This window comes from Streptosporangium sp. OZ121, from assembly GCF_051918885.1.
Taxonomy (GTDB): Bacteria; Actinomycetota; Actinomycetes; order Streptosporangiales; family Streptosporangiaceae; genus Streptosporangium.
Map to the genome: position 1 here is coordinate 1 of NZ_JBPXMC010000031.1, position 24,070 is coordinate 24,070.

At 71.4% G+C, this 24,070-nt stretch carries 19 protein-coding genes; all 19 read left to right on the forward strand.

All coding sequences use genetic code 11. The features are described from left to right. The first annotated feature begins 295 nt into the window (after positions 1 to 295). Positions 296 to 1,588 (forward strand): bifunctional folylpolyglutamate synthase/dihydrofolate synthase, encoded by a 1,293-nt coding sequence (locus ACTOQ1_RS35645; RefSeq protein WP_440072467.1) that lies wholly within the window; start codon positions 296 to 298, stop codon positions 1,586 to 1,588. Between the two features lie 162 nt (positions 1,589 to 1,750). After that, positions 1,751 to 2,089 (forward strand): DUF4233 domain-containing protein, encoded by a 339-nt coding sequence (locus ACTOQ1_RS35650; protein WP_362847994.1) that lies wholly within the window; start codon positions 1,751 to 1,753, stop codon positions 2,087 to 2,089. An 11-nt stretch (positions 2,090 to 2,100) separates the two neighbouring features. Continuing rightward, positions 2,101 to 4,089: a hypothetical protein gene (locus ACTOQ1_RS35655; RefSeq protein ID WP_440072387.1), complete on the forward strand. Its 1,989-nt coding sequence runs from the start codon at positions 2,101 to 2,103 to the stop codon at positions 4,087 to 4,089. Positions 4,090 to 4,180: 91 nt separating this feature from the next. Next, positions 4,181 to 4,591, forward strand: coding sequence for a nucleoside-diphosphate kinase (gene ndk / locus ACTOQ1_RS35660; protein WP_362869443.1), 411 nt, complete (start codon positions 4,181 to 4,183; stop codon positions 4,589 to 4,591). Positions 4,592 to 4,782: 191 nt separating this feature from the next. Continuing rightward, complete coding sequence (locus ACTOQ1_RS35665) at positions 4,783 to 5,814, forward strand: rod shape-determining protein (protein ID WP_436764047.1); 1,032 nt, start codon at positions 4,783 to 4,785, stop codon at positions 5,812 to 5,814. Further along, positions 5,814 to 6,782: a rod shape-determining protein MreC gene (gene mreC, locus ACTOQ1_RS35670; RefSeq protein WP_440072388.1), complete on the forward strand. Its 969-nt coding sequence runs from the start codon at positions 5,814 to 5,816 to the stop codon at positions 6,780 to 6,782. Before ACTOQ1_RS35665 ends, mreC begins: the two co-directional genes overlap by 1 nt. A 4-nt stretch (positions 6,783 to 6,786) precedes the next feature. Continuing rightward, positions 6,787 to 7,314, forward strand: coding sequence for a rod shape-determining protein MreD (mreD, locus tag ACTOQ1_RS35675; RefSeq protein ID WP_440072389.1), 528 nt, complete (start codon positions 6,787 to 6,789; stop codon positions 7,312 to 7,314). A 118-nt stretch (positions 7,315 to 7,432) separates the two neighbouring features. Further along, on the forward strand, positions 7,433 to 9,496 hold the full coding sequence (gene mrdA / locus ACTOQ1_RS35680) for a penicillin-binding protein 2 (RefSeq protein ID WP_440072390.1): 2,064 nt from the start codon (positions 7,433 to 7,435) through the stop codon (positions 9,494 to 9,496). Positions 9,497 to 9,647: 151 nt separating this feature from the next. Beyond that, a complete protein-coding gene (gene rodA / locus ACTOQ1_RS35685; RefSeq protein WP_440072391.1) occupies positions 9,648 to 10,811 on the forward strand; it encodes a rod shape-determining protein RodA in 1,164 nt (387 codons plus the stop codon). A 134-nt stretch (positions 10,812 to 10,945) separates the two neighbouring features. After that, positions 10,946 to 12,856: a TIGR03960 family B12-binding radical SAM protein gene (locus ACTOQ1_RS35690; RefSeq protein WP_440072392.1), complete on the forward strand. Its 1,911-nt coding sequence runs from the start codon at positions 10,946 to 10,948 to the stop codon at positions 12,854 to 12,856. Positions 12,857 to 12,956: 100 nt separating this feature from the next. Further along, positions 12,957 to 13,736: a TIGR03936 family radical SAM-associated protein gene (locus ACTOQ1_RS35695; RefSeq protein WP_362847973.1), complete on the forward strand. Its 780-nt coding sequence runs from the start codon at positions 12,957 to 12,959 to the stop codon at positions 13,734 to 13,736. Between the two features lie 97 nt (positions 13,737 to 13,833). Next, positions 13,834 to 16,680 carry an Rne/Rng family ribonuclease gene (locus ACTOQ1_RS35700; RefSeq protein WP_440072393.1) on the forward strand — a complete coding sequence of 949 codons (2,847 nt, stop codon included), beginning with the start codon at positions 13,834 to 13,836 and terminating at the stop codon, positions 16,678 to 16,680. 208 nt (positions 16,681 to 16,888) lie between these two features. Beyond that, entirely contained in the window at positions 16,889 to 17,191 is a 303-nt protein-coding gene (gene rplU, locus ACTOQ1_RS35705; RefSeq protein ID WP_030924785.1) for a 50S ribosomal protein L21, read from the forward strand. A gap of 19 nt (positions 17,192 to 17,210) precedes the next feature. Then, positions 17,211 to 17,468, forward strand: a complete 258-nt coding sequence (rpmA, locus tag ACTOQ1_RS35710; RefSeq protein WP_030924780.1) for a 50S ribosomal protein L27 — start codon at positions 17,211 to 17,213, stop codon at positions 17,466 to 17,468. 105 nt (positions 17,469 to 17,573) lie between these two features. Next, complete coding sequence (obgE, locus tag ACTOQ1_RS35715) at positions 17,574 to 18,926, forward strand: GTPase ObgE (RefSeq protein ID WP_362847968.1); 1,353 nt, start codon at positions 17,574 to 17,576, stop codon at positions 18,924 to 18,926. Positions 18,927 to 19,021: 95 nt separating this feature from the next. After that, positions 19,022 to 20,146, forward strand: coding sequence for a glutamate 5-kinase (gene proB, locus ACTOQ1_RS35720; protein WP_440072394.1), 1,125 nt, complete (start codon positions 19,022 to 19,024; stop codon positions 20,144 to 20,146). 17 nt (positions 20,147 to 20,163) lie between these two features. Continuing rightward, a complete protein-coding gene (locus ACTOQ1_RS35725; RefSeq protein WP_440072395.1) occupies positions 20,164 to 21,453 on the forward strand; it encodes a glutamate-5-semialdehyde dehydrogenase in 1,290 nt (429 codons plus the stop codon). 280 nt (positions 21,454 to 21,733) lie between these two features. Continuing rightward, on the forward strand, positions 21,734 to 21,910 hold the full coding sequence (locus ACTOQ1_RS35730) for a hypothetical protein (RefSeq protein ID WP_440072396.1): 177 nt from the start codon (positions 21,734 to 21,736) through the stop codon (positions 21,908 to 21,910). Positions 21,911 to 22,131: 221 nt separating this feature from the next. Continuing rightward, entirely contained in the window at positions 22,132 to 23,961 is a 1,830-nt protein-coding gene (locus ACTOQ1_RS35735; RefSeq protein ID WP_440072397.1) for a protein kinase domain-containing protein, read from the forward strand. The last annotated feature ends 109 nt before the right edge of the window (positions 23,962 to 24,070 follow it).

Genomic DNA, 24,070 nt, shown 5'->3' on the forward strand with positions numbered 1-24,070 from the left:
TTTCGAACCCCTTTTCTGGGATCTGTCCGCGACCCGTTTCGGGGTCTGCTCGGGGCTCTCTTCGGGGCCCTTTCCGGAGCTTTCCTAACACTGTTTCGGGGCCTGCTCGGTGTCCTTTCCGGAGCCTTCCCAGCGGCCTCCGCCCCGGTGTGATCTCGCGCTTGGATTTCTCGGCCTGCAGAGTTTTATGTGACACGGGGTCCGCGTTGCACCAGCCTTTACGGCCCTGTCCGGAACCCGCCCGGAACGTCAGTAGGCTGGAGACGTGGACTATCGAGCGGTTGAACAAGCGATCATGCAGCGTGGCGTCGAGTGGAACTTCGAGCCCAGCCTCGACAGGATCGCCGCGCTCGTGGATCTGCTCGGCTCTCCGCAGCACTCCTATCCCGTGGTGCACGTGGCCGGTACGAACGGCAAGTCGAGTACGACCCGGATGATCGAAGCGCTCCTGCGTGAGCGCAACCTGCGGGTCGGCCGCTTCACCAGCCCTCACCTCGTTTCCATGCGCGAGCGCATCAGCGTGGACGGCGCCCCGCTCAGCGAGGAGCGCTTCGTCGAGGTGTACGAGGACATCGCGCCCTACCTGGAGATGGTGGACGCCCAGGGGCGGCGGCTCTCCTTCTTCGAGACTCTCACCGCGATGGCGTTCGCCGCCTTCGCCGACGCTCCGGTGGACGTCGCGGTCATCGAGACGGGAATGGGGGGCATCACCGACGCCACCAACGTCGCCGACGGTGCCGTGGCGGTCATCACGCCCATCTCCCTCGACCACGTCGACTACCTCGGGCCCGACGTCGAGACGATCGCCGGGGAGAAGGCCGGCATCATCAAACCCGGTGCGACCGCGGTGCTCGCGCAGCAGGAGCTCCCAGCGGCCTCGGTGCTGATGAGGCAGGCGGCCGAGACCGGTGCCACCGTGGCACGTGAGGGACTGGAGTTCGGCGTGCTGAGCAGGGAGCTCGCCATCGGCGGGCAACTGCTCCGGCTCAAGGGGCTCAAGGGAACGTACGAGGACATCCTGCTTCCCCTGTACGGTGCCCACCAGGCGAGCAACGCCGCCTGCGCGCTGGCCGCGGTGGAGGCGCTGACCGGCGGGGACGAGCCTCTGGACGCGGAGCTGGTGCGGCAGGCGTTCCTGCAGGTGCGTTCGCCCGGCAGGCTCGAGGTGGTTCGCCGGGGGCCCACGGTGGTCGTCGACGCCGCGCACAACCCGGCGGGGATGCGGGCCAGCCTGGACGCCGTGCAGGAATCCTTCGACTTCGCGAAGCTCATCGGCGTGGTGGCGGTGTTCGAGGACAAGGACGTCCAGGGCATCCTGGAGCTGCTGGAACCGATGATGGACGAGATCGTGGTGACCAGGAACTCCTCGCCGAGGTCCATGGACGTGGACGATCTCGCCGCGCTGGCCGAGGAGATCTTCGGTCTTGACCGGGTGTACCAGGTCGAGCGGCTGGACAGCGCGATCGACCGGGCGATCGGCCTGGTCGACGCCATGGGCGAGTTCAGCGGGGCGGGGGTGCTGATCACCGGGTCGGTGGTGACCGCCGGTGACGCACGGCTCCTGCTCAAGGCGGACGAAGCGCAGTGAGCGGCCGGGGCAGGATGAGCGACGAGACGCGGTACCCGGGCAGAACGCGCCGAGTGGACACGACGCGGTGAAAGAACGAAACGCAGTGGGGCGGCACAGCAGGACGAGCCGGTCGGGTACGGCGGGTGGGACATGGCCGAGGCGACTCTGGAGGAGCGGAAAATGATCACGGTCACTCCGGGGATGAGGCGTCTCTGCGCCAGCGTGCTCGGTATGGAGGCGATAGTCGTTGGCCTGTTCACGCCGGTCGCCATCAACACGCAGGGGATCGAACCGGCCGTCGCGGCCACCGTCGGCCTTGGCCTGGCGCTCCTTTGCGTGGTGGTGATAGGCCTGCTCAAGCGGCCTTTCGCCTATGTCGCGGGAAGCGTGATCCAGGTGCTCGCCATCGCGTCCGGCCTCATGGTCCCGACCATGTTCTTCCTCGGAGCGATCTTCGCCGCGCTGTGGATCACAGCGATATTCGTCGCTCGCCGTGTCGAGGGCGTGACTTCTCGCTAAAGTCGGCCAACATGGCCGTCCCTCCCATCCAACCGACTCGGGCGGTGTCCAGCGGGCCCACGGGCCTGGTTCGGGCACTCCGTGTCTCCCTGGTGCTCGACGTCGTCCTCGGACTGCTCGTCGCGGTAGTGCTGCCGCTGGCGATCGTCGCCATTCCCAACACCATCTCGGTGGTCGCCGCCCTCCTGCCGCCGGACATCTCGCAGATAGCGATGATCAGGGCGCACGGGCTGGCGCTTCCCGCGATGGTCCTGACCGTGCCGGTGGCGGCGGTGGCCGTGCACCGGATGAGGGCGGCCCCGATGATGGTCGCGGGGCTGACCCTGCTCGCCTTCGCCGACGCGGCCGGCGGGTACGCCGGGTCCACGGCGCTGGTGGGGGTCCTGCGGGTCCTGCACGGGGTCGGTGCGGGCCTGCTGGTCCCGGCCACCTTGATGGCCGTGTGGGGGCGTTCGGTGCTCCTGAGGGCCGTGTGGGCGGCCGCGTTGACGGCGAGCCTCCTGGCCGCCCAGGCGCTCGCCCTGTGGCCCCTCGACCAGGTCGACTCCTGGCGGGTCACCCTCCAGCCGTACCCGATGCTCACCGGGGTCGCGCTCGTGCTCGCCGCGCTCTACCTGGTGCTGTGGCTGAAGGAGGGCGAGAGTGCCGGTCCCGTCCGGGTCGTCGCGGAACGCGGGCGCACGCTGTGGGTGGTGGTGCCCGCCGCGGGCGTCGCGGCCCTCGCCCTGGGCAGCACGTTCGACTGGTCGCCGAGCCTGGTGATCCGCGCGGCGCTGGTATCCGTCGTCGTCCTGCTGGCCCTGGCCTCCTCCGGCGCCTCGAAGGGCGCCGTCGGCCGGGCGCCGGCCTACGTGATGGTCGCGGTCGGCGTCGTCGCCCTGCCGACCGCCGCCCAGATCACCTACGTCGAACTCGGCGGGCTGGGAGGTCCGGGCCTGTCCGGTCTGTGGCCGGCTTTCGCGATCGCCGCGCTGGTGGGCCTCCTGTCCGCCGCGCTGGCGAACCGGTTGGGTCACCTGGCCATGCCCATGGTCACCGCGGGCGGGCTCGTGGTGATGGTCGCGGGCCTGTGCGCCGTGAGGCTGTTCCTTCCCGCGCCGGGCGGGCTCCCGCTGATCCTCCCGTTCGCGCTGCTCGCGGGTGGTGCCTCGGCGGCGCTCACCGGCGCGCTGCGCTCCTGCGGCGAGGGGGCCGCACTCCTGGCGCTGTCGTTGTTCTTCCCCGCGGTGCTCGTGGGCTTCCTGCTGGGCAGCGGTGTCCAGGTCACCCGCCTGGAGGAGGCCACGACCCCACAGGCGCTGGTCGACGGTTTCGTGGACGCCCTGCATCTGTGGGCGCTGATCGGGGGCGGCCTGGTGCTCGTGGTGATCGTGCTCGGCGCCGTCCTGGCCCGCCTCCTGCCCGGCACCCCGGTGAGCACCTGGGATACGAGGGACGGGAGGGACGGGAGAGATACGCGAGACACCCTGGCCGGTGCGGCCGGCGCCTCCTCCGGCGCGGGTTCCGCCTCCGGGCTGGTGCCCTCCCCGGCGGGGGAGGTCGATCTCGCCGGCGGCGCGTGGCCGGCCGCGACGGCGTCAGGACCTCCCAAGCAGGCTGGACCCGCCAAGCAGGCCGGGCAGACCGGCCAGTCCAAGCAGACCGGGCAGAGCAGGCAGCCGGAACGGGACGGGCAGGCCGGGCAGGTGAGACACGCGGTGGTGCGGCCGCGGTCCGAGGCCGCGGCCGGCCCGCAGCCGCAGGTCCGCCCGGATCCCGAGGCCGGGCCCATGGCGGCGACCGAATCCATGAGCGGGTCCATGGCCGTCAGCGGGGGCGGGCACGGGGCGGGCAAGGGCGGCAGGCCCAGGCCCCGGCACGAGCCCGACCGCGTCCCCGAGCGCGACCCCGAGCCGGAGACGGAGACCGAGCAGGAGAAGGTCGTCGCGCCGCCCGTGGTGGTGCCACCGCCCGCGCCCTCGCCCGAGGACGGCCCGGGGAACGGGCCCGTCCTCCAGTGACCTCGCCGACCACGGGGAATCGCGCGAAGGACGGTAAACTTCGCGCGATTACCGCAGTCCGCGACCCATACATGTTCAAAGGAGAACTTCAGTGTCCGAGCGCACCCTTGTCCTGATCAAGCCCGACGGTGTGGCACGTGGTCTCATCGGCGATGTGATCGCCCGCGTCGAGCGCAAGGGTCTGAAGGTCGTGGCGCTGGAGCTGCGCACCCTGGACGTCGACACCGCCAAGGCGCACTACGCCGAGCACTCCGAGCGGCCGTTCTTCGGCGAGCTGGTGGAGTTCATCACCTCCGGCCCGCTGGTCGCGCTGGTGCTCGAGGGGCCGCGCGCCATCGAGGCCTTCCGCGGTCTCGCCGGCCTCACCGACCCCGTCAAGTCCGCGCCCGGCACCATCCGCGGCGACCACGCCCTGGAGATCGGCGAGAACGTCGTCCACGGTTCCGACTCTCCCGAGTCCGCCGCAAGGGAGATCAAGATCTTCTTCCCGGATCGCTTCTAAACGCACGCTTTCGCCGCGTTTGCCGGGCCCCGCCGTCCTTGTGGACGGCGGGGCCCGGTGTATTCGGCCAACCCAAGATTTTGCTGCGGCAGGCCGCCTCATTGCGCTCAATGGTGGGTACGTCACGTTACGATTCGAGTGCGTTCCGTAGTTTTCGCCGACGACCTGACGGAAGGAGGCCGGCCTTCCTCATGGGCAGCAATCTTGCTTTTCTGGGCCGTGACATGGCGGTCGACCTCGGCACCGCGAACACCCTCGTGTACGTGCGAGGTCGCGGGATCGTGCTCAACGAGCCGTCCGTCGTAGCGATCAACACCGCGACGGGGAAGATCGTGGCTGTTGGTATCGAGGCCAAGCGGATGATAGGCCGCACTCCCGGCAACATCGTGGCCATCCGCCCGCTCAAGGACGGCGTCATCGCCGACTTCGACGTCACCGAGCGCATGCTGCGCTATTTCATCCAGCGGGTGCACAAGCGCCGCCACTTCGCCAAGCCGCGCATCATCATCGCCGTGCCGAGCGGGATCACCGGGGTAGAGCAGCGAGCGGTCAAGGAGGCCGGTTACCAGGCGGGCGCGCGCAGGGTCTACATCGTCGAGGAGCCCATGGCCGCCGCGATCGGCGCCGGGCTCCCGGTGCACGAGCCCACCGGCAACATGGTGATCGACATAGGCGGTGGCACCACCGAGGTGGCGATCATCTCGATGGGTGGCGTGGTCACCAGCCAGTCGATCAGGGTGGGCGGCGACGAGATGGACCAGGCGATCATCGCCTTCGCCAAGAAGGAGCACTCGCTCATGCTCGGCGAGCGCACCGCCGAGGAGATCAAGATGGCCATCGGCTCCGCGTGCATGCTCCCCGAGGAGAGTCACGCCGAGATCCGGGGCCGCGACCTGGTCAGCGGCCTGCCCAAGACGATCGTGGTGTCGGCCGCGGAGATCCGCAAGGCCATCGAGGAGCCGTTGAACGTGATCGTCGACGCGGTCAAGACGACGCTCGACAAGTGCCCGCCCGAGCTTTCCGGAGACCTGATGGACCGCGGGATCGCCCTCACCGGGGGCGGGGCGCTCCTCAAGGGCATGGACGAGCGGCTGAAGGCCGAGACCGGCATGCCGATCCACCTCGTCGACAACGCCCTCGACTCCGTCGCGCTCGGCTCGGGCAAGTGCGTCGAGGACTTCGACGCCTTGCAGCAGGTCCTGGTTCCCGAGCCGCGGCACTGATGAAGGACACCCGCCGGGCACGGGTCAACCTGGGGTTGCTGCTGGCCGCCGCACTCGTGCTCGTGACCATCGACCATCGTTCGGTCACGGAGTCGCCGTTCGGTCCGCTCAGGACGGCCGGCACGACGCTGTTCGGCGCCGCGGAGAGCGCGGGGGCGGGGCTCGTGCGGCCGGTCGGCGAGTTTTTCGAGACGATGGCCGGGGCTCCCTCGGCGCGCGCTCGTATCGAGCGGCTGCGCGCGGAGAACCAGCGGCTCAGGCACGACCTGGCGGCACAGAGTCTCGATCGGGGGCGATCCCGGGAGCTTCGCAGGCTGCTCGGTGTCGCGGGGACCGGCGGATACCGGATCCTGCCCACCCAGGTGATCGCCCGGCGCGGCGCCCCCGGGTTCGAGGATGCCGTCGAACTCGACGTGGGACGCGCCGACGGGGTGCGCCCGGAGATGACCGTGCTGAACGCCGACGGCCTGGTCGGCAGGGTGGTCCAGGTGGGCCCGTCCACCTCGACGGTGGTCCTGCTCAGCGACCCCGCCTCGGCGGCCGGGGCCCGGCTGGAGGGCAGCAACGAGATCGGGGTGGTGCACGGCGTGGGGGAGCACGGCCGCCTGGTCCGCTTCCGGTTGCTCGACTCGACCGCGCCGATCACCCCGGGCCACCGCATCGTGAGTTTCGGCTCCCAGCGTGGCGCGCCGTACGTGGCGGGGGTGCCGATCGGGGTGGTGGAGCGGGTGGAGGCCACGCCGGGTGAGCTGACCCGCATCGCGTACGCGCGGCCGTCCGCCGATCTCACCGCGCTGGACGTGGTCGGCGTGGTGGTACGGGCGCCGCACCGCGACCCGCGTGACGCGGTGCTCCCGCCCGGTCCGCGCGAGACGAAGGCCTCGACGCCGGAGCGGTCCACGCCACGCTCACCCGACTCCGGCCCGCGTGAGGCGGAGGCTCCTCGCGGCCGGCGAGAGGGGGCCTGACGGGATGGGCCGCAACGCGGCCTTCGTGCTGCTGCTCCTGGGGATCATGATCGTCCAGGTGACCGTCGTCAACAGGCTGCCGCTGCCCGGGCATGCCGCACCGGATCTGGTGCTGCTCGCCGTGGTGGGGTACGCGCTGGCGCGCGGGGCCGCCGCGGGGGCGGTCATGGGTTTCGCCGCCGGGCTCGTCAGCGACCTGCTGCCGCCGGCGGCGCACCTGCTCGGGCACAACGCGCTCGTGTTCTGCCTCATGGGTTTCATGGCGGGACGCGCGGTGGAGAGCCAGCCGGGCGCGGGGCCGCTCGCGGCGATGGCCTGCGCGGTCGCCGGTCCCGTGGTCGCCCTGGTGACCGGCGCGCTGGTGGGGGATCCGCGGACCGGGGTCTCCATGCTGACGACGGTGTTGCCGCAGGCGATGGCCTACAACCTGCTCGCCGCGCCACCCGTGGTGTGGATGGTGCGAAGGCTCGTCCGAGGGCCGGAGTCGCGCCCCATCCAGGTGTCCCGGCACGTCATGCGGAGTCGCCTATGAGGCCACGTACGCGGCCTCGTACGCCGTGGGGTCGCGGCGGGTCTCGCCGCGAGGGGAGCGGGAGGCCGGGCGGGTCGGGGGCCGGGGGTTTCGGCCGGATGCGCGGGGAGGATGGGGCATGGGCCTGATGCGGGGGCGGCTGGTCGTGGTGCAGGTGCTGGTGGTGTCGATGCTGGCGCTGCTCGCCGTAAGGCTCTGGCAGGTGCAGGTGGTGCGCGGTACGGAGTACGTGAAGGCCGCGACCGAGACGCGCACGCGTGACGTCGTCGTTCCCGCGGTGCGTGGGCAGATCCTCGACGCGACGGGCCGTCCGCTGGTGCGCAACCGGACCACGCTGGTGGTCTCGGTCGACCGTACGCGCCTGAACCGGATGGCGGGCAACGGTCAGGAGGTGCTCCAGAGGCTGGCCGGCGTGCTCGGACGCCGTCCCACCGAGCTGCGGGAGCGGATCAGGGCGTGCGGCCCCGGGATCGCCCGCCCCTGCTGGCCGGGGTCCCCGTACCAGCCGATTCCCATCGACGTCGACGTCACCACGCGCGAGGCCCTGCAGATCCTGGAGCGGCAGGAGGAGTTCCCCGGGGTCACGGCCGAGGTGCAGGCGGTGCGGGAGTACCCGCGCAAGGGCGCGGGCGCACAGGCGCTCGGCTACCTGCAGCCGATCACGCAGGAGGAGCTGGACAGGCGCGACGGGCTCAGGGCGGCGTTCTCCGGGGTCGACCTGGTGGGCAGGGACGGCCTGGAGTCGGTCTACGACGTGCCGCTGCGGGGAACGCCGGGGATGCGGCGGGTGCAGGTCGACCGGCTCGGCAAGGTCATCGGGGTGGAGCGGCACGTGTCGCCGATCCCGGGCGACACGCTCATCACCAGCATCGACGCCAAGGTGCAGACCCTGGCGGAGAAGGCGCTGGCCGAGGCGATGAAGGGCGCGCCCAAGGCCGACGGGGCGGCGGCGGTGGTGCTGGACGCGAGGACCAGCCGGGTGATCGCGCTGGCCAGCGCGCCGACGTACGATCCGGCGGTCTGGAGCGGGGGCATCTCCGAGACGGAGTACCAGCGCCTGCTGTCCGGCAAGACCGGCAAGCCGCTGGTGTCGAGGGCGATCAAGGGCGAGTTCGCGCCCGGTTCGACGTTCAAGGTGTCGTCGGTGTCGGCGATGCTCAGGGACGGCTACCCGCTGCACGGCAAGTACGACTGCCCGGGGTCCTTCATGGTCGGCGACCGGCCGTTCAACAACTTCCGCGGCATCGGGCTGGGCGTCCTCAACCTGCACATGGCGCTGGTGAAGTCGTGCGACACGATCTTCTACCGGGCGGCGTACGAGCAGTGGCTGCGCGACGGCGGACTCAATCCCAAGGGGAGGCCCAAGGAGCCGATGGCGAACATGGCGCGCGCCTACGGGTTCGGCCGTCCCACGGGCATCGACCTGCCGGGCGAGTCGCCGGGCAGGATCCCCGACCGGGCGTGGAAGAAGGCGCTCTGGGCGGTGACCAAGGAGGACAACTGCAGGCGGTCCAAGACCGGCTATCCGGAGGTGGCCAAGAGCAGTCCCAGCAGGGCCGCGTTCCTCAAGCGGCTGGCGTACGAGAACTGCCTGGAGGGATTCCAGTGGCGACCGGGTGACGCCGCCAACTTCTCCATCGGGCAGGGCGACGTGCTGGTGACGCCGCTGCAGCTGGCGGCGGCCTACGCGGCGCTGGTCGGGGACGGCAAGCTGCGCAGCCCCAGGGTGGGCTGGGCGCTGGTGCGTCCCGACGGAACCAAGGTCAAGGAGATCAAGGTGCCGGTGGTGGGCAAACTGCCGATCACGCGGGAGGAGCGGGCCTACATCAAGGGCGCGCTGAGCGAGGTCGCCTCCGACGGCACCGCGGCCGGGGCCTTCTCGGGGTTCCCCATGGACAAGGTCAAGATCGGTGGGAAGACCGGCACCGCCGAGGTCTACGGCAAGGCTGACACGTCCTGGTTCGCCTCGTTCGCCCCGACGGACAAGCCGCGGTTCGTGATCGTCGCCATGGTGTCCCAGGGCGGGATGGGCGGTCAGACCGCGGCTCCGGCGGTACGGAAGATCTACGAGGGCATCTACGGCTTCAAGCCTGACGGGAAGCCGTCCTCCTCGGTCCTGCCGGGCGGGCGCCCGGCGAGGGCGCTCCCGGTGATCGCCAAGGACGGGACGGTGGCGCGATGACGATCTCGATGACGCCGGCGCCTGTGCCTGTGCCTGTGTGGGAGGGAGCATTCGCGCGGGCGTCCACAAGCGTGCCCGCCATGGTCTCCGCCGCGATGTCCGCGGTGGGGCTCGCGGGGGCGCCGGTGGTGACGTCCGCCGGGGGGGCGGCGTGAACCGGTCGGCCGCGCCGCCGAGGGCGTCCCTGGCCGGCCGGACGGTGGCGGCCGCCTCCACGGTGGGCCGGATGGACGGGCTGATGCTGGTCGCCGTCGCCGCGCTGGCGGTGATCGGCACGATGCTGGTCTGGTCGTCGACCAGGACGTGGGCGGCCGGCTCCACGGGGCTGGTCAAGAAGCACATCCTCAACCTCGTCATCGGTGCCGTGCTGGCCGGTACGGCCGCGATGGTGGACCATCGGGCGCTGCGGGTCTTCGCGCCGCTGATCTACGGCGCGACGCTGGTCGGGCTGATCCTGGTGATCACGCCGCTCGGCAGCACCGTGAACGGCGCCCACTCGTGGATCATGCTGGGCGGCGGTTTCGCGTTCCAGCCGTCGGAGTTCGCCAAGCTCGGCCTGGTGCTGATGCTCGCCATGCTGCTGACCCAGCCCGTCAGGGGCACCGACCGACCACGCGGGTTCGACGTCGTGATCGCGCTGGTGGTGTCCATGTTCACCATGGGCCTGGTGATGCTCCAGCCCGACCTGGGCACCACGATGGTCATCGGGGTGATCACCGCCGGCACGATCGTCGTGGCGGGGGTCCGCAAACGCTGGATCGCCGGGCTCACCCTCAGCGTGGTCGGCGCGGGGGTGGCCGTGTGGTTCCTCGACGTCCTGGAGCCGTACCAGATCGCCCGGTTCACCGCGTTCCTCAACCCGGCCAGCGATCCTCGCGGCGTCGGCTACAACAGCACCCAGTCGCTGATCGCGATCGGGTCGGGGGAGGTGTTCGGCAAGGGGTTGTTCGGGGGTGGCCAGACCACCGGCCGTTTCGTGCCCGAGCAGCACACCGACTTCATCTTCACGGTGGCGGGGGAGGAGTTCGGTTTCCTCGGCTCGGTCACCGTGGTGGCGCTGCTCGGGGTGATCCTGGTGCGCGGGGTGCGGATCGCACGCGAGTGTGACGACCGGTTCGGCGCGCTGGTGGCCGGTTCGATCGTGTGCTGGCTGGCCTTCCAGTCGTTCGTCAACATCGGGATGACCATCGGGATCATGCCGATCACCGGCCTTCCCCTGCCGTTCGTCTCCTACGGCGGCACCGCCACCTTCGCCAATATGATCGCCTTCGGCCTGCTCCAGGCGATCCACATGCGCAGGCAGCCGCTCCGGTGACCGTTTCCGCACCCGTGCCGCGTGCCGCGTGCGGCGTTCGCACCGCCCGTGAGGAGCCGCGTCACCGGCCAGGCTCGCCGTGAGCGGGCGACGACCGCCTGTGGCACCCTCTCCAGGCGGATATTCTTGAAGGCATGTCTGTCGAGTCGCTGTTTCCCCGCCTGGAAGCGCTCCTGCCCAGGGTGCAGAAGCCGATCCAGTATGTCGGAGGTGAGCTCAACTCGACCGTCAAGGACTGGGACGAGGCCACGGTCCGCTGGGCGCTGATGTATCCGGACGCCTACGAGGTCGGGCTGCCCAACCAGGGCGTCCAGATTCTCTACGAGATCCTCAACGAGCTGCCGGAGACGCTTGCCGAGCGGACCTACGCGGTCTGGCCCGACCTCGAGGCGCTCATGCGCTCCGAGGGCGTGCCCCAGTTCACGGTCGACGCGCACCGGCCCGTACGGGCGTTCGACGTGCTCGGGCTCTCCTTCTCGACCGAGCTCGGCTACACCAACATGCTGACCGCGCTGGATCTGGCGGGCATCCCGCTGGAGGCGGCCGACCGGGGCGAGGACGACCCGATCGTGCTGGCCGGCGGTCACGCGGCGTTCAACCCCGAACCGATCGCCGACTTCCTCGACGCCGCCGTGCTGGGCGACGGGGAGCAGATCGCCATCGCGATCACCGAGGTCATCCGCGAGTGGAAGGCCGAGGGCAGGCCCGGCGGGCGCGACGGGCTGCTGATGCGGCTGGCCGAGTCCGGCGGGGTCTACGTGCCGAAGTTCTACGACGTCGACTACCACGCCGACGGCCGGATCCAGCGCGTCGCGCCCAACAGGTCGGGCGTGCCGTGGCGGATCCACAAGCACACCGTGATGGACCTGGACGAGTGGCCCTACCCCAAGAAGCCGCTGGTCCCGCTGGCCGAGACCGTGCACGAGCGGTTCAGCGTGGAGATCTTCCGCGGCTGCACCCGGGGGTGCCGGTTCTGCCAGGCAGGCATGATCACCCGTCCGGTGCGGGAGCGCTCGATCACCACGATCGGCGACATGGTCGAGGCGGGCGTCAAGGCGTCCGGCTTCAACGAGGTCGGCCTGCTGTCGCTCTCCTCGGCCGACCACTCCGAGATCGGCGAGGTCGCCAAGGGGCTGGCCGACCGCTACGAGGGCACCAACACCTCCCTGTCGCTGCCCTCGACCCGGGTCGACGCCTTCAACATCGACCTGGCCAACGAGTTCTCGCGCAACGGCCGCCGCTCGGGCCTGACGTTCGCTCCCGAGGGCGGTTCCGAGCGGATGCGCAAGGTGATCAACAAGATGGTCACCGAGGAGGACCTGATCAGGACGGTCACCACCGCGTACACCCAGGGCTGGCGGCAGGTGAAGCTCTACTTCATGTGCGGCCTGCCCACCGAGGAGGACGCCGACGTCCAGGGCATCGCCGACCTGGCCAAGAAGGTCATCAAGGCGGGCCGCGAGGCCACCGGGTCGCGCGACGTCCGCTGCACGGTCTCCATCGGCGGTTTCGTTCCCAAGCCGCACACCCCGTTCCAGTGGGCCGGCCAGGCCGACCACGAGACGGTCGACCGCAGGCTCAAGGCCTTGAAGGACGCCCTGCGCGGCGACCGGGACTACGGACGTGCCATCGGCCTTCGCTACCACGACGGCAAGCCCTCGATCGTGGAGGGCCTGCTCTCCCGGGGAGACCGCCGGGTCGGGAAGGTCATCCGCGAGGTGTGGGCGGGGGGCGGCCGGTTCGACGGCTGGAGCGAGCACTTCTCCTACCAGCGCTGGATGGACGCCGCCGCCGAGGTCGGCGTCGACGTCGACTGGTACACCACGCGCGAGCGCGAGGAGAACGAGGTCCTGCCCTGGGACCACCTCGACGCCGGTCTCGACCGCGAGTGGCTCTGGCAGGACTGGCAGGACGCGGTCAACGACGTCGAGGTCGAGGACTGCCGCTGGACCCCGTGTTACGACTGCGGCGTCTGCCCCACGATGGGGACCGAGATCCAGATCGGGCCCACCGGGAAGAAGCTGCTGCCACTGACGGTTGTCTGAGGTGGGCGGTGCGTGAGCACCGCCCCCGAAACGACGACCACGACTTGGGAAGGACGACACCACCCTGAAACCCGCTCCCGACGGGCCGCCGCCCGCGCCCGTGGTGCAGCGCCTGCGCGTGCGCTACGCCAAGCGCGGCCGCCTGCGCTTCACCAGTCACCGCGACATCACCAGGGCCCTCGAACGGGCGGTCCGGAGAGCCGACGTCCCGGTGGCGTTCAGCGCGGGCTTCTCGCCCCACCCGAAGATCTCCTACGTGGGAGCGGCCGCCCCCACCGGGGTCGCCAGCGAGGCCGAATACTTCGAGATCAGCGTGACGCGCGAGTGTGACCCCGAGCGGCTGCGAGCCGCTCTGGACGCCTCGCTGCCGCCCGGTCTCGACGTGCTCGACGTCGTCGAGGCGGGCTCCGCGAGCCTGGCCGACCAGATGGAGTGCTCGGCGTGGGAGCTGCGGCTGCCAGGAGCCGATCTCGCCCTCGCCGGGGCCGCGGCCGAGAAATTCGTCGCCACGGACCACATCGAGGTCGAACGCCTTACGAAGAAGGGGATGCGACGCTTCGACGCACGTGAAGCGGTGCTGAGCCTCGGGGTATTTGAGAGAACTGAGACAACAGCAGGTCAGGCGTCCAGTCAGCCATGTGTCATACTTCGCATGGTTGTACGGCACGAAACTCCTGCCGTTCGACCCGACGACGTTCTCACTGGACTGCGTCTTGTGGCTGACTTCGCGCCGCCGGTGCCCCCCGAGGTGACCAGGCTGGCGCAGGGCCCGCTGGACGTTCACACCGGTGAGCCCGCCGATCCGTTCGGCCTGGACCGCGACATCACGCGCGGCGGCGAAGCGGAACCGGTGGGCAGGCACGTCGGCGGCGACATATAGGACTTGGCGCCGGGCCCCAGGCCTGGCGGACAGTGAGAGACGAGAGCTCCCGCGCGGCGCGGAGACGCGCCCGGGAGCTGAACGGGAGAGCGCCCGCATGCTCGACAACGAGCCCATCGCCGGGGTGAACACCCCTGGCGGGGATACGACAACAGAAGACACCCGGCCACCGGCGACCCGCCGCAGGGCGGCGAGCCGGCCCGCCGGACCTCCGCCGGAGGAGCCGGAGCCGGCACCCGCGGTCACGGCCCCACCCGCGCCGGTCGCGCAGACCGCGCCTTCCGCGCCGCCCGCGGCCCCCGCACCCGCGGCGGAGCCACCGGCCGAGGCGCCGGAGCCCGCGGTGGCGGCCCCCAAGCGTGCCAGCAGGCGCAAGACGGCCGTGGCGGACGGTACGACCACCACCACACGGCGTAGCCGTGCGAAGAAGCCGCCGGCCGAGCCGGTCGCCGAGCCCGTCGAGCCCGCCGAGGCGGGGCCCGCGCCGGTCGCGGAGACGACGGCGCCCGCGGCGCCCGCGGTGACGCCGCCCGCCGTGCCGGACCCCTTCGCCGTCCCCCAGCCTTTCGCCGAGGCCGAGGCCGAGACCGGAGCCGAGCCCGCGCCCCAGGAGGCGCCCGCCGCTCCCGCCAAGCGCACCCGTACGCGCAAGAAGGCCGCCCCGCGCGAGGCGCCGCAGGCCGAGCGGAGCGTCCCCGACGTGTCCCCGGCCGACGCGGAGGAGGTCGAGGCGGAGCTGCTGCTCGACCTGCCCGCCGACGAGCCGCTCGACGACGAGCCCGCGGGCGAGGACATCGTCGAGGAGCGGTCCGTCCTGTTCGCCGACCCCTTCGGGCTGGCCGGCCAGGAACGTTCCGAGGTTCCCTCGGTGACCTTCCAGGCGCCCGCCGCGGTGTTCCAGCCGCTGTTCCAGGCCCCCGACCCGCAGCGGGCCGCTCAGCCCGCCACGCGGCCCGCGCCGGTCCAGCCCGCCGAGCCGGAGCCCGAGCCCGCCGAGACGAAGGCCGAGAAGGTCGACAGGGCCGAGAAGGCCGAGCTCGTCGAGGAGATCGAGGACGACGACTCCGACGGCGACGACGACGGCAGCGGCCGCCGGCGGCGGCGCCGCAGGGGCGGCCGGGGCCGCGGCAAGGCGCGCGACCTCGACGAGTCCGAGGAGACCGAGGCCGAGCAGGACGACGAGGAGCGGCCGGAGGCCGAGCAGGACGACGACTCGGAGAGCGGCAGCTCGCGCCGGCGTCGCCGCAGGAGGCGCAGGGGCACCGACGAGCCCGGCGACGTCCCGGACGACCCGCCGAACACGGTGGTGCGCATCCGCGCGCCCCGCGCCGGGCGCAGCACCTCGGTGGACGAGGTGCAGAGCGTGCGCGGCTCGACCCGCCTGGAGGCCAAGAAGCAGCGCCGCCGCGAGGGCCGCGAGCTCGGCCGCAGGCGTCCGCCGATCATCACCGAGTCGGAGTTCCTGGCCCGCAGGGAGTCCGTCGAGCGCATGATGGTGGTCCGCCGCACCGGCGGGCGCACCCAGATCGCGGTGCTGGAGGACGGTGTCCTCGTCGAGCACTACGTCAACCGCGAGGCGAGCCAGTCGTACGTGGGCAACGTCTACCTCGGCAAGGTGCAGAACGTCCTGCCGAGCATGGAGGCGGCGTTCGTCGACATCGGCAAGGGCCGCAACGCGGTCCTGTACGCCGGCGAGGTGAACTTCGACACCGCCGGGCTGGAAGGACAGCCCAAGCGGATCGAGGTGGCGCTGAAGTCGGGCCAGTCGGTGCTGGTGCAGGTCACCAAGGACCCGATGGGCCACAAGGGCGCCCGCCTGACGAGCCAGATCAGCCTGCCGGGACGTTACCTGGTATACGTGCCCGACGGCTCGATGACCGGCATCAGCCGCAAGCTCCCCGACAAGGAGCGCACCCGCCTCAAGAGCATCCTGAAGAAGGTCATGCCGGAGAACGCGGGGGTCATCGTCCGTACGGCCGCCGAGGGCGCGTCGGAGGACGAGCTGGCCCGCGACGTGGCCCGGCTGTCGGCGCAGTGGGAGAACATCCAGCGCAAGGCCAAGTCGGCGAGCGCGCCCGAGTTGCTCTCCTCCGAGCCCGACCTCACCGTCCGGGTGGTCCGCGACGTCTTCAACGAGGACTTCGCCTCGCTGGTCGTCGCGGGTGACGTGTGGGAGACGGTCGACGAGTACGTCCGCTACGTCGCCCCGCACCTGGCCGACCGCCTCAGCAGGTGGGAGGAGGGCGGCGACGTCTTCGCCGCGTACCGGATCGACGAGCAGATCGCCAAGGCGATGGAGCGCAAGGTCTGGCTGCCCAGTGGTGGCTCGCTGGTGATCGACAGGACCGAGGCCATGACCGTGGTCGACGTCAACACCGGCAAGTTCACCGGCCAGGGCGGCAACCTCGAGGAGACCGTCACCCGCAACAACCTGGAGGCGGCCGAGGAGATCGTCCGCCAGCTCAGGTTGCGCGACATCGGCGGCATCATCGTCATCGACTTCATCGACATGGTGCTGGAGAACAACCGGGACCTGGTGCTGCGGCGGCTGCTGGAGTGCCTGGCCCGCGACCGTACCAAGCACCAGGTGGCCGAGGTGACCTCCCTGGGCCTGGTCCAGATGACGCGCAAGCGGGTCGGCCAGGGCCTCCTGGAGGCCTTCTCGACCGTCTGTGAGTGCTGCAACGGCCGTGGCCTGCACGTCTCGTCCGAACCGGTCGAGGGCAAGCCCGAGCCGCGCGGCACCCAGGGCAAGATGGCCGTGGAGAAGGCCGTAGCGGAGAAGCTCGGCAAGGACGGTAACCACGCGGTGGCGGCCGGTGACCCCTCGGGCCGTGATACGGTGACCGATGCGCTTGACGGAGTCCAGCACGAGGACGGTCAGGCAGCACAGGCTTCTGGCCGGGGGCGGAGACGCTCCCGCAAGGCCAGGCCGGCCGATTAGACCCCGTCCCGCACAGGGACGGGGCCGAAGACCGGCACCCCCGACGTTCCGCCCGGTTCGACCAGGACACCGTCAATCCGGTACCCTGGTGAACCGGTGCGCTCATGGCGCGCCCTGTTCGCGCGCCTACCCGGTACGTCATCAATGACCACAGCCGGATGCGGGGCGCAGCATCCAGCGAGCAAGCAGTCAGAAGAAGGGTTCCGCGGTGTACGCGATCGTTCGTTGCGGCGGCAGGCAGCAGAAGGTCTCCGTCGGTGACGTCCTTGAAGTGGACAAGGTCGCCGGCGAGGTCGGTTCCACGGTTTCGCTGCCGACGGTCCTCGTCGTCAACGACGGCGACGTGACCACCGAGGCGGGCAAGTTCACGGTTGCCGCCGAGATTCTCGGTGAGACCAAGGGTCCGAAGATCCGGATTCTGAAGTACAAGAACAAGTCGGGGTACAAGAAGCGCCAGGGTCACCGCCAGCGGTACACCCAGGTGAAGATCACCGGCATCGACCAGGCCTGAGTTTCGGGAGTTTTGCGAGATGGCACACAAGAAGGGCGCGTCGTCCACTCGGAACGGCCGCGACTCCAACGCCCAGCGGCTCGGTGTGAAGCGCTTCGGCGGTCAGCTGGTCAACGCCGGCGAGATCATCGTTCGTCAGCGCGGCACCCACTTCCACCCCGGCGACAACGTCGGCCGTGGAAGTGACGACACGCTGTTCGCGCTGGCTGCGGGCCACGTTCTGTTCGGTGTCAAGCGCGGGCGCCGCGCGGTGAGCATCGTCCCGGTCGCGGAGTAGATTCGCGCCGACAGACGTTACGGCAGGGGTGGATCGCATTCATGCGGTCCACCCCTGTTCGTGTTTTCAGCAGAAGTTCCCGTAGATAGAGGTAGGAAAGTAGACATGCCGGACTTTGTGGACCAGGTGGTCCTGCACATCAAGGCCGGTGACGGGGGAAACGGCTGCGCCTCTGTCCATCGGGAGAAGTTCAAGCCGCTGGGGGGCCCCGACGGGGGAAACGGCGGCCGGGGCGGTGACGTGATCCTGGAGGTCGACGCCAACACGGCGACCCTCCTGGAGTATCACCGCCGCCCGCACCGCAAGGCCGACAACGGCAAGCAGGGGCAGGGCGCCAACCGCGACGGCGCCAACGGCGCCGACATCATCATCCCGGTGCCCGACGGCACCGTGGTCAAGAACGCCGACACCGGCGAGGTCCTGATCGACCTGATCGGCGCGGGCACCCGCTACGTGATCGCCGAGGGCGGGCACGGCGGGCTCGGCAACGCCGCCCTGGCCTCCGCCAAGCGCAAGGCCCCCGGTTTCGCGCTGCTCGGCGAGCCCGGCGACGAGGTCGACGTCATGCTGGAGATGAAGAGCGTCGCCGACGTGGCGCTCGTCGGCTTCCCCAGCGCGGGCAAGTCCTCCCTGATCGCCGCGCTCTCCGCCGCCCGCCCGAAGATCGCCGACTACCCGTTCACCACCCTGGTCCCCAACCTCGGGGTGGTCACCGCGGGCGAGACCATCTTCACCGTCGCCGACGTGCCCGGCCTGATCCCCGGCGCCTCGCAGGGCAAGGGTCTGGGGCACGAGTTCCTGCGTCACGTCGAGCGCTGCAACACGCTCGTGCACGTGATCGACTGCGCCACGATGGAGCCGGGCCGCGACCCGATCAGCGACTACGAGGCCATCGAGGCCGAGCTGGCGGCGTACGGAAAGCTGGAGGACCGGCCGCGCCTGGCGGTGCTCAACAAGTCCGACGTGCCCGACGCCCGCGAGCTGTCCGACATCGTGAGGCCGATGCTCGAGGAGCGGGGCCTGCGGGTCTTCACGATCTCCGCGGCCACCCACGACGGGCTCAAGGAGCTGACCTACGCCATGGGCGAGATGGTCGCCGCCGCCAGGGCCGCGGCTCCCGTCCTGGAGCCGACCCGCCTGGTCATCAGGCCGAAGCAGCACGGCGACGCGGGATTCGCCGTCCGCAGGGTCGACGAGCGCACCTTCCAGGTCACCGGCGTCAAGCCGGAGCGGTGGATCCGCCAGACCGACTTCACCAACGACGAGGCCGTGGGCTACCTGGCGGACCGGCTGGAGCGGCTCGGTGTCGAGGAGGAGCTCACCAAGGCCGGTGCGAAGGCCGGGGCCGAGGTGATCATCGGTTCCATGGAGAGCGGCTACATCTTCGACTGGCAGCCGACGCTCAACGCGGAGGCCGTGCGCCAGGGGCCGCGCGGCTCCGACAACCGGCTCGGTTAGCGGGATCGTCCCGGCGGTGCCGCTCCCGGCCCCGCCTGTCCGGGCGGTTCGGATAGCCTGATCTTCCAAGTGATCATCTTCGAGAGGTGCGTGTCGTGGACTCTGCGCGCGAACGGATCCGTACGGCTTCACGCCTCGTCGTGAAGGTGGGTTCGTCCTCGCTCACCACCCCGCAGGGAATGATCGACGTCGACCGGGTGGACGCCCTGGTCGACGTGCTGGGCGCCCGGCGGAAGGCGGGCACCCAGATCGTGCTGGTCTCCTCCGGGGCGATCGCGGCGGGGCTCGGCCCGCTGGGCCTGCCCGCCAGGCCGCGCGACCTCGCCACCCAGCAGGCCGCCGCCTCGGTCGGCCAGGGTGTGCTGGTGGCCCGCTACACCTCCTCCTTCGCCCGGTACGGCCTGCGGGTCGGCCAGGTGCTGCTCACCGCCGACGACATGATGCGCCGTTCGCACCACGTCAACGCCGAGCGCACGCTGGCCCGGCTGCTGGAGCTGGGCATCGTGCCGGTGGTCAACGAGAACGACACCGTGGCCACCGACGAGATCCGCTTCGGCGACAACGACCGGCTCGCCGCGCTGGTCGCCCACCTGACCCGGGCCGACGCGCTGGTGCTGCTGTCGGACGTGGACGCCCTCTACGACGGCGATCCCCGCCGTCCCGGTGCCCGCAGGCTCGCCGAGATACGCGGGCCGGAGGACCTCGTCGGGGTCGAACTCGGCAAGGGCGGCGCGGTCGGCACCGGAGGCATGATCACCAAGGTCCAGGCCGCCAAGATCGCCACAGGGGCTGGCGTGCCCGTGGTGCTGACCGCCGCCGCGCACGCCGCCCAGGCCCTCGCGGGAACCGACGTCGGCACCTACTTCCACCCCGGCGGGCGCCACCCGGGCACCCGCCTGCTCTGGCTGGCCCACGCCACCACCGGCCGCGGCCGTCTCCACCTGGACTCCGGCGCCGTCGAGGCGGTGGTGAGCCGCCGCAAGTCGCTGCTTCCGGCCGGGGTCACCTCCGTCGAGGGCGAGTTCGCGGCGGGCGATCCGGTGGACCTGTGCGGGCCGCTCGGCCGGGTGGTCGCGCGCGGCCTGGTCAACTTCGACGCGGGGGAGATCCCCGGGCTGCTCGGACGTTCCACCCGGGAGCTGGCCGCCAGCCTGGGGCCCGAGTACGAGCGAGAGCTGATCCACCGCGACGACATCGTCATACTGGAATCCCACAACTAGTTCTTTTGGAGCGCGAGATGTCCGAGGACTTCCTGAAGGTTGCCCTGGCGGCGAAAGAGGCCGCCGCCGAGCTGGCCCCGCTGCCGAGGGCGCCGAAGGACGCCGCACTCCGGGCGATGGCCGACGCGCTCGTGGCCGCCTCCGCCGAGATCGTCGCGGCCAACGCGCTCGACGTGGAGCGGGCCGGGGAGAGCGGGATCTCCGAGTACATGATCGACCGCCTCCGCCTCGACGAGGCGAGGATCGGGGCGATCGCCGAGGCGGTCCGTCAGGTCGCCGACCTTCCCGACCCCGTCGGTGAGGTGATCCGGGGCAACACGCTGCCCAACGGGCTGGAGCTGCGCCAGCTCCGGGTCCCGCTCGGCGTGATCGGCATCATCTACGAGGGCCGCCCCAACGTGACCGTGGACGCCGCGGCGCTCTGCCTCAAGAGCGGCAACGCCACCCTGCTGCGCGGCTCGTCCAGCGCGTACGAGTCCAACACCGTCCTCGTCAGGATCATGCAGGAGGCGCTGGCGGGCACCCAGGTGCCCGCGGGGGCCGTCCAGCTGGTCCCCGGGCAGAGCCGCGACTCGGTCAAGGAGCTCATGCGGGCCCGCGGCCTGGTCGACGTGCTGATCCCGCGCGGCGGCGCCTCGCTGATCAACTCGGTGGTGGAGGAGTCCACCGTCCCGGTGATCGAGACCGGCGTGGGCAACTGCCACGTCTACGTCGACGCCGACGCCGACCAGGACCTCGCGATCCAGATCCTGCTCAACTCCAAGGTCCAGCGGCCCTCGGTGTGCAACTCCGCCGAGACGCTCCTGGTGCACGCGGCCGTGGCCGACGCCTTCGTGCCGCGCGCGCTGGCGGCGCTGGCGGCGGAGGGCGTCACGGTGCACGGCGACGCGCGCGTCGCGGCGTACGGCGACGTGGTGCCCGCCGAGGAGGAGGACTTCCGGATGGAGTACCTCTCGCTGGACATCGCCGCCGCCGTGGTCGACTCGCTGGAGGACGCGGTGGCGCACATCAGGAAGTACGGGTCGGCCCACACCGACGCGATCGTCACGCGCTCGGTCAGCGCCTCCCGCAGGTTCGTCGCGCTGGTCGACTCCGCGGCCGTGGCGGTCAACGCCTCGACCCGGTTCACCGACGGCGGGGAGTTCGGCTTCGGCGCGGAGATCGGCATCTCCACCCAGAAGCTGCACGCGCGCGGTCCCATGGGCCTGCCGGAGCTGACCTCGACCAAGTGGGTCTACACCGGCGAGGGCCACCTGCGCACGGCCGAGGGTACGGTCCTCGCCTCGCCCGAGGCCGCCTCCCGATAAGTTCCTCGCGGTCTTGGCCTTCCGGGTGCCGCGGCACGGCGGCACCCGGGGTGCCCGTGTGCCCCGGGCACCGGTCTCGCCGGAGTTCCGGTGATGCCGGCCGCCGATGCCCCGGTTCGGCACGCGGGGATCCTGCCCGGGCCCTATGGTGTAGCCGGTACTCCAGAGGTTCGTCGGGGATCTCGTTCGCACCTCTTTCCGGTTGCCGAGAGTTATGGCGTGTCGCTCCGTGTAATCGCGGTAGCCAGTGGTTTGACTGGATTCTATGGAAATCGTCGTTGTGTTCCTTTTCATAGGTCTCGTCCTCTTTGGTGCTGACCGGCTGCTGTTGCTGCTGGAGAGCCGCGGGCACGTCAACTGGCGCCGTACCGGACGCCGGGACCTGTCGGCGGAACCCACCGCGAGACTCGACAGCCTGCTGGAAGACCCGGACCGCAGGCCGGTGCGCCGGCCCTGAGACGTCCGGCCCGTGGCGTGATCCGAGCCCGGCGGGCCCCGTGCCCGCGGAGCGTCCCGCTTTCCCGGATCTTTCCGGGAGTCCGGCGTGCCATCGGGAAAACGTCACACTCGCCCGCTATGGTGTGGTCTCCTATGGCTGGAGAGCAGGGAAGCGAGCGGGAGTGAGCGACCCGATAGGCGCAGCGGTCCCTGACCCATGTGGCCGACGCAGGAGGTCACGTGGGTCGTCTCGGGCGGGTCGGTCCCTACACGTTGCTGGAACGTCTCGGCCGTGGGGGAATGGGCGAGGTCTACCTCGCCTCCAGCCGCCGGGGTGACAACGTCGCGCTCAAGGTGCTCCACGACGTCCACGACGCCGGCTCCGAGGCCCGGGTGCGCCTGGAGCGAGAGGTCCGCGCCCTCCGCAGGGTGGAGAGCCCCTACGTCGCCCGCGTCGTCGACGCCGACCTCGACGGTGACCGGCCCTACCTGGTCATGGAGCACATCGAGGGGGACACCCTCCTGGAGCGGGTGCGCCGCGACGGCCCCCTGCGAGACGGTGCCCTGCTCAGCGTGGCGCAGGGGCTGGCCGTCGCCCTGTCGATCATCCACGCGGCCGGGGTCGTGCACCGCGATCTCAAACCGGCCAACGTGGTGGTCGACGGAGACGACGAGCCCGTCCTCATCGACTTCGGCATCGCCCACGTCCTGGACGCCACCCGGCTCACCCTGACCGGCACCTTCCTGGGCACCCCCGGCTACGCCGCCCCCGAGCTGTTCGCCGACGAGCACGTGGGCGAGCCCGCCGACGTGCACGCCTGGGCGGCCACCGTGGCCTTCGCCGCTACCGGCCGCCCCACCTTCGGCGGGGGCACCGTCGAGGCGCAGATGTACGCGATCCTCAACGGCCAGGCCGACCTCGAGGGCGTCCCGGCCGCCCTGCTGCCGCTGATCCGCGCCGCCCTCCACCGCGAGCCGGCCAAGCGCCCCACCGCGGCGCTCCTCACCGGGCGCCTGGGTCGCCTGGCCCGCGTGATCCCTTCAGAGGTGGGGGCGGTCCGGAAGTCGCCGGCTCCGGCGGGGGAGAGAACCGGCCCGGCCAGGAAGCAGGAGAGCCGCTCCAAGCCCGCCGCCAAGGGTGAGGATCCCGCCAGGGGTGGCAGGGCGGCCAGGGCGGAGACGGGCAGGGGACGGCCGCCCGCCCCGGCGGACGGCGCGGGGCGGGCGCCCCGGCCCCCGGCCGGTGCGGACGGCACGCCACGCGGCGGGCGGGCGGTGCCCGCCGGTGAGGCGGCCCGTGCGGCGCGGGCGCTCCCGGTGGCGGGTGAGACGTCCCGTGGCGGGCGTCCGGCCGCCGCGGTCGGTGAGGCGTCCCGTGGCGGACGTCCGGCCGCCGCGGTCGGTGAGACGTCCAGGACCGGCCGGGTCCCCGTGGCCGCCGAGGCGTCCCGTGGCGGGCGCCCGGCCGCCGCGTCCAGGACCGTCCGGCGCCAGGCGGGTAAGGGGAGGCGCGGTGCGGCCGGAGAGCTCCGGGGCGAGGGCAGGGCGGGGCCGTTGCCCGCGGGCAACGCGGCGCTGCTCCTGCTGGCCGTCCTGGCCGTCCCGTGCGTCGTGGCCACGGCCATCTGGCCGCCGGCCACCTTCGCCGTCACCGGGTTGTTCGCCACGCTGGCCCGTACGCTGTGGGTCGGTCACTGGCTGGTCAGGAAGCGCAAGTCGGTCAGGACCCGGGCGATCCTGCGGGTGCTGGGGTTCCCGCTGACCTTCGCCGCCTCGCTGCTGGCCGCCCTCGTGTGGCCGGGGCTGCCCGCGGCGGCCCTCGCCGGGTGCGCGCTCTGGCTGACCCTCGGCGGCTCGCTGCCGCCTGACTGGTGGGCCCACCCCGCCCCGGTCGCCGTCGCCGGCGTCGTGTTCGGCGTCGTCTGCGGGGGCATCCTCGGCAGGGAGATCGAGCGGATCGGCGCCGAGCTCGTCGAGCTCCGCAAGGAGGGTCTGCGCGCGCTGGCAGTGCTGGGCGGGTTCGTCGCCCTGTGCTCCGCGGCCGTACGCGCGATCGCCCTCCTCGTGTAGGGGGTCCGGTCCGGGGGCGGCGCGGGGAGGGACTTCCCCGCGGCGGGGCCGGCGGAGGCCGGGCGATCCCGGCCGATCCCGGCCGATGTGGCGATCCGGGTGCCTCGGG

Coding starts and splice junctions, on each gene's coding strand:
- ACTOQ1_RS35645 (WP_440072467.1), top strand. CDS start 296: ATGCAGCGTGGCGTCGAGTGGAACTTCGAGCCCAGCCTCGACAGGATC.
- ACTOQ1_RS35650 (WP_362847994.1), top strand. CDS start 1,751: ATGATCACGGTCACTCCGGGGATGAGGCGTCTCTGCGCCAGCGTGCTC.
- ACTOQ1_RS35655 (WP_440072387.1), top strand. CDS start 2,101: ATGGCCGTCCCTCCCATCCAACCGACTCGGGCGGTGTCCAGCGGGCCC.
- ACTOQ1_RS35665 (WP_436764047.1), top strand. CDS start 4,783: ATGGGCAGCAATCTTGCTTTTCTGGGCCGTGACATGGCGGTCGACCTC.
- mreC (WP_440072388.1), top strand. CDS start 5,814: ATGAAGGACACCCGCCGGGCACGGGTCAACCTGGGGTTGCTGCTGGCC.
- mreD (WP_440072389.1), top strand. CDS start 6,787: ATGGGCCGCAACGCGGCCTTCGTGCTGCTGCTCCTGGGGATCATGATC.
- mrdA (WP_440072390.1), top strand. CDS start 7,433: ATGGGCCTGATGCGGGGGCGGCTGGTCGTGGTGCAGGTGCTGGTGGTG.
- ACTOQ1_RS35690 (WP_440072392.1), top strand. CDS start 10,946: ATGTCTGTCGAGTCGCTGTTTCCCCGCCTGGAAGCGCTCCTGCCCAGG.
- ACTOQ1_RS35700 (WP_440072393.1), top strand. CDS start 13,834: ATGCTCGACAACGAGCCCATCGCCGGGGTGAACACCCCTGGCGGGGAT.
- rpmA (WP_030924780.1), top strand. CDS start 17,211: ATGGCACACAAGAAGGGCGCGTCGTCCACTCGGAACGGCCGCGACTCC.
- obgE (WP_362847968.1), top strand. CDS start 17,574: ATGCCGGACTTTGTGGACCAGGTGGTCCTGCACATCAAGGCCGGTGAC.
- ACTOQ1_RS35725 (WP_440072395.1), top strand. CDS start 20,164: ATGTCCGAGGACTTCCTGAAGGTTGCCCTGGCGGCGAAAGAGGCCGCC.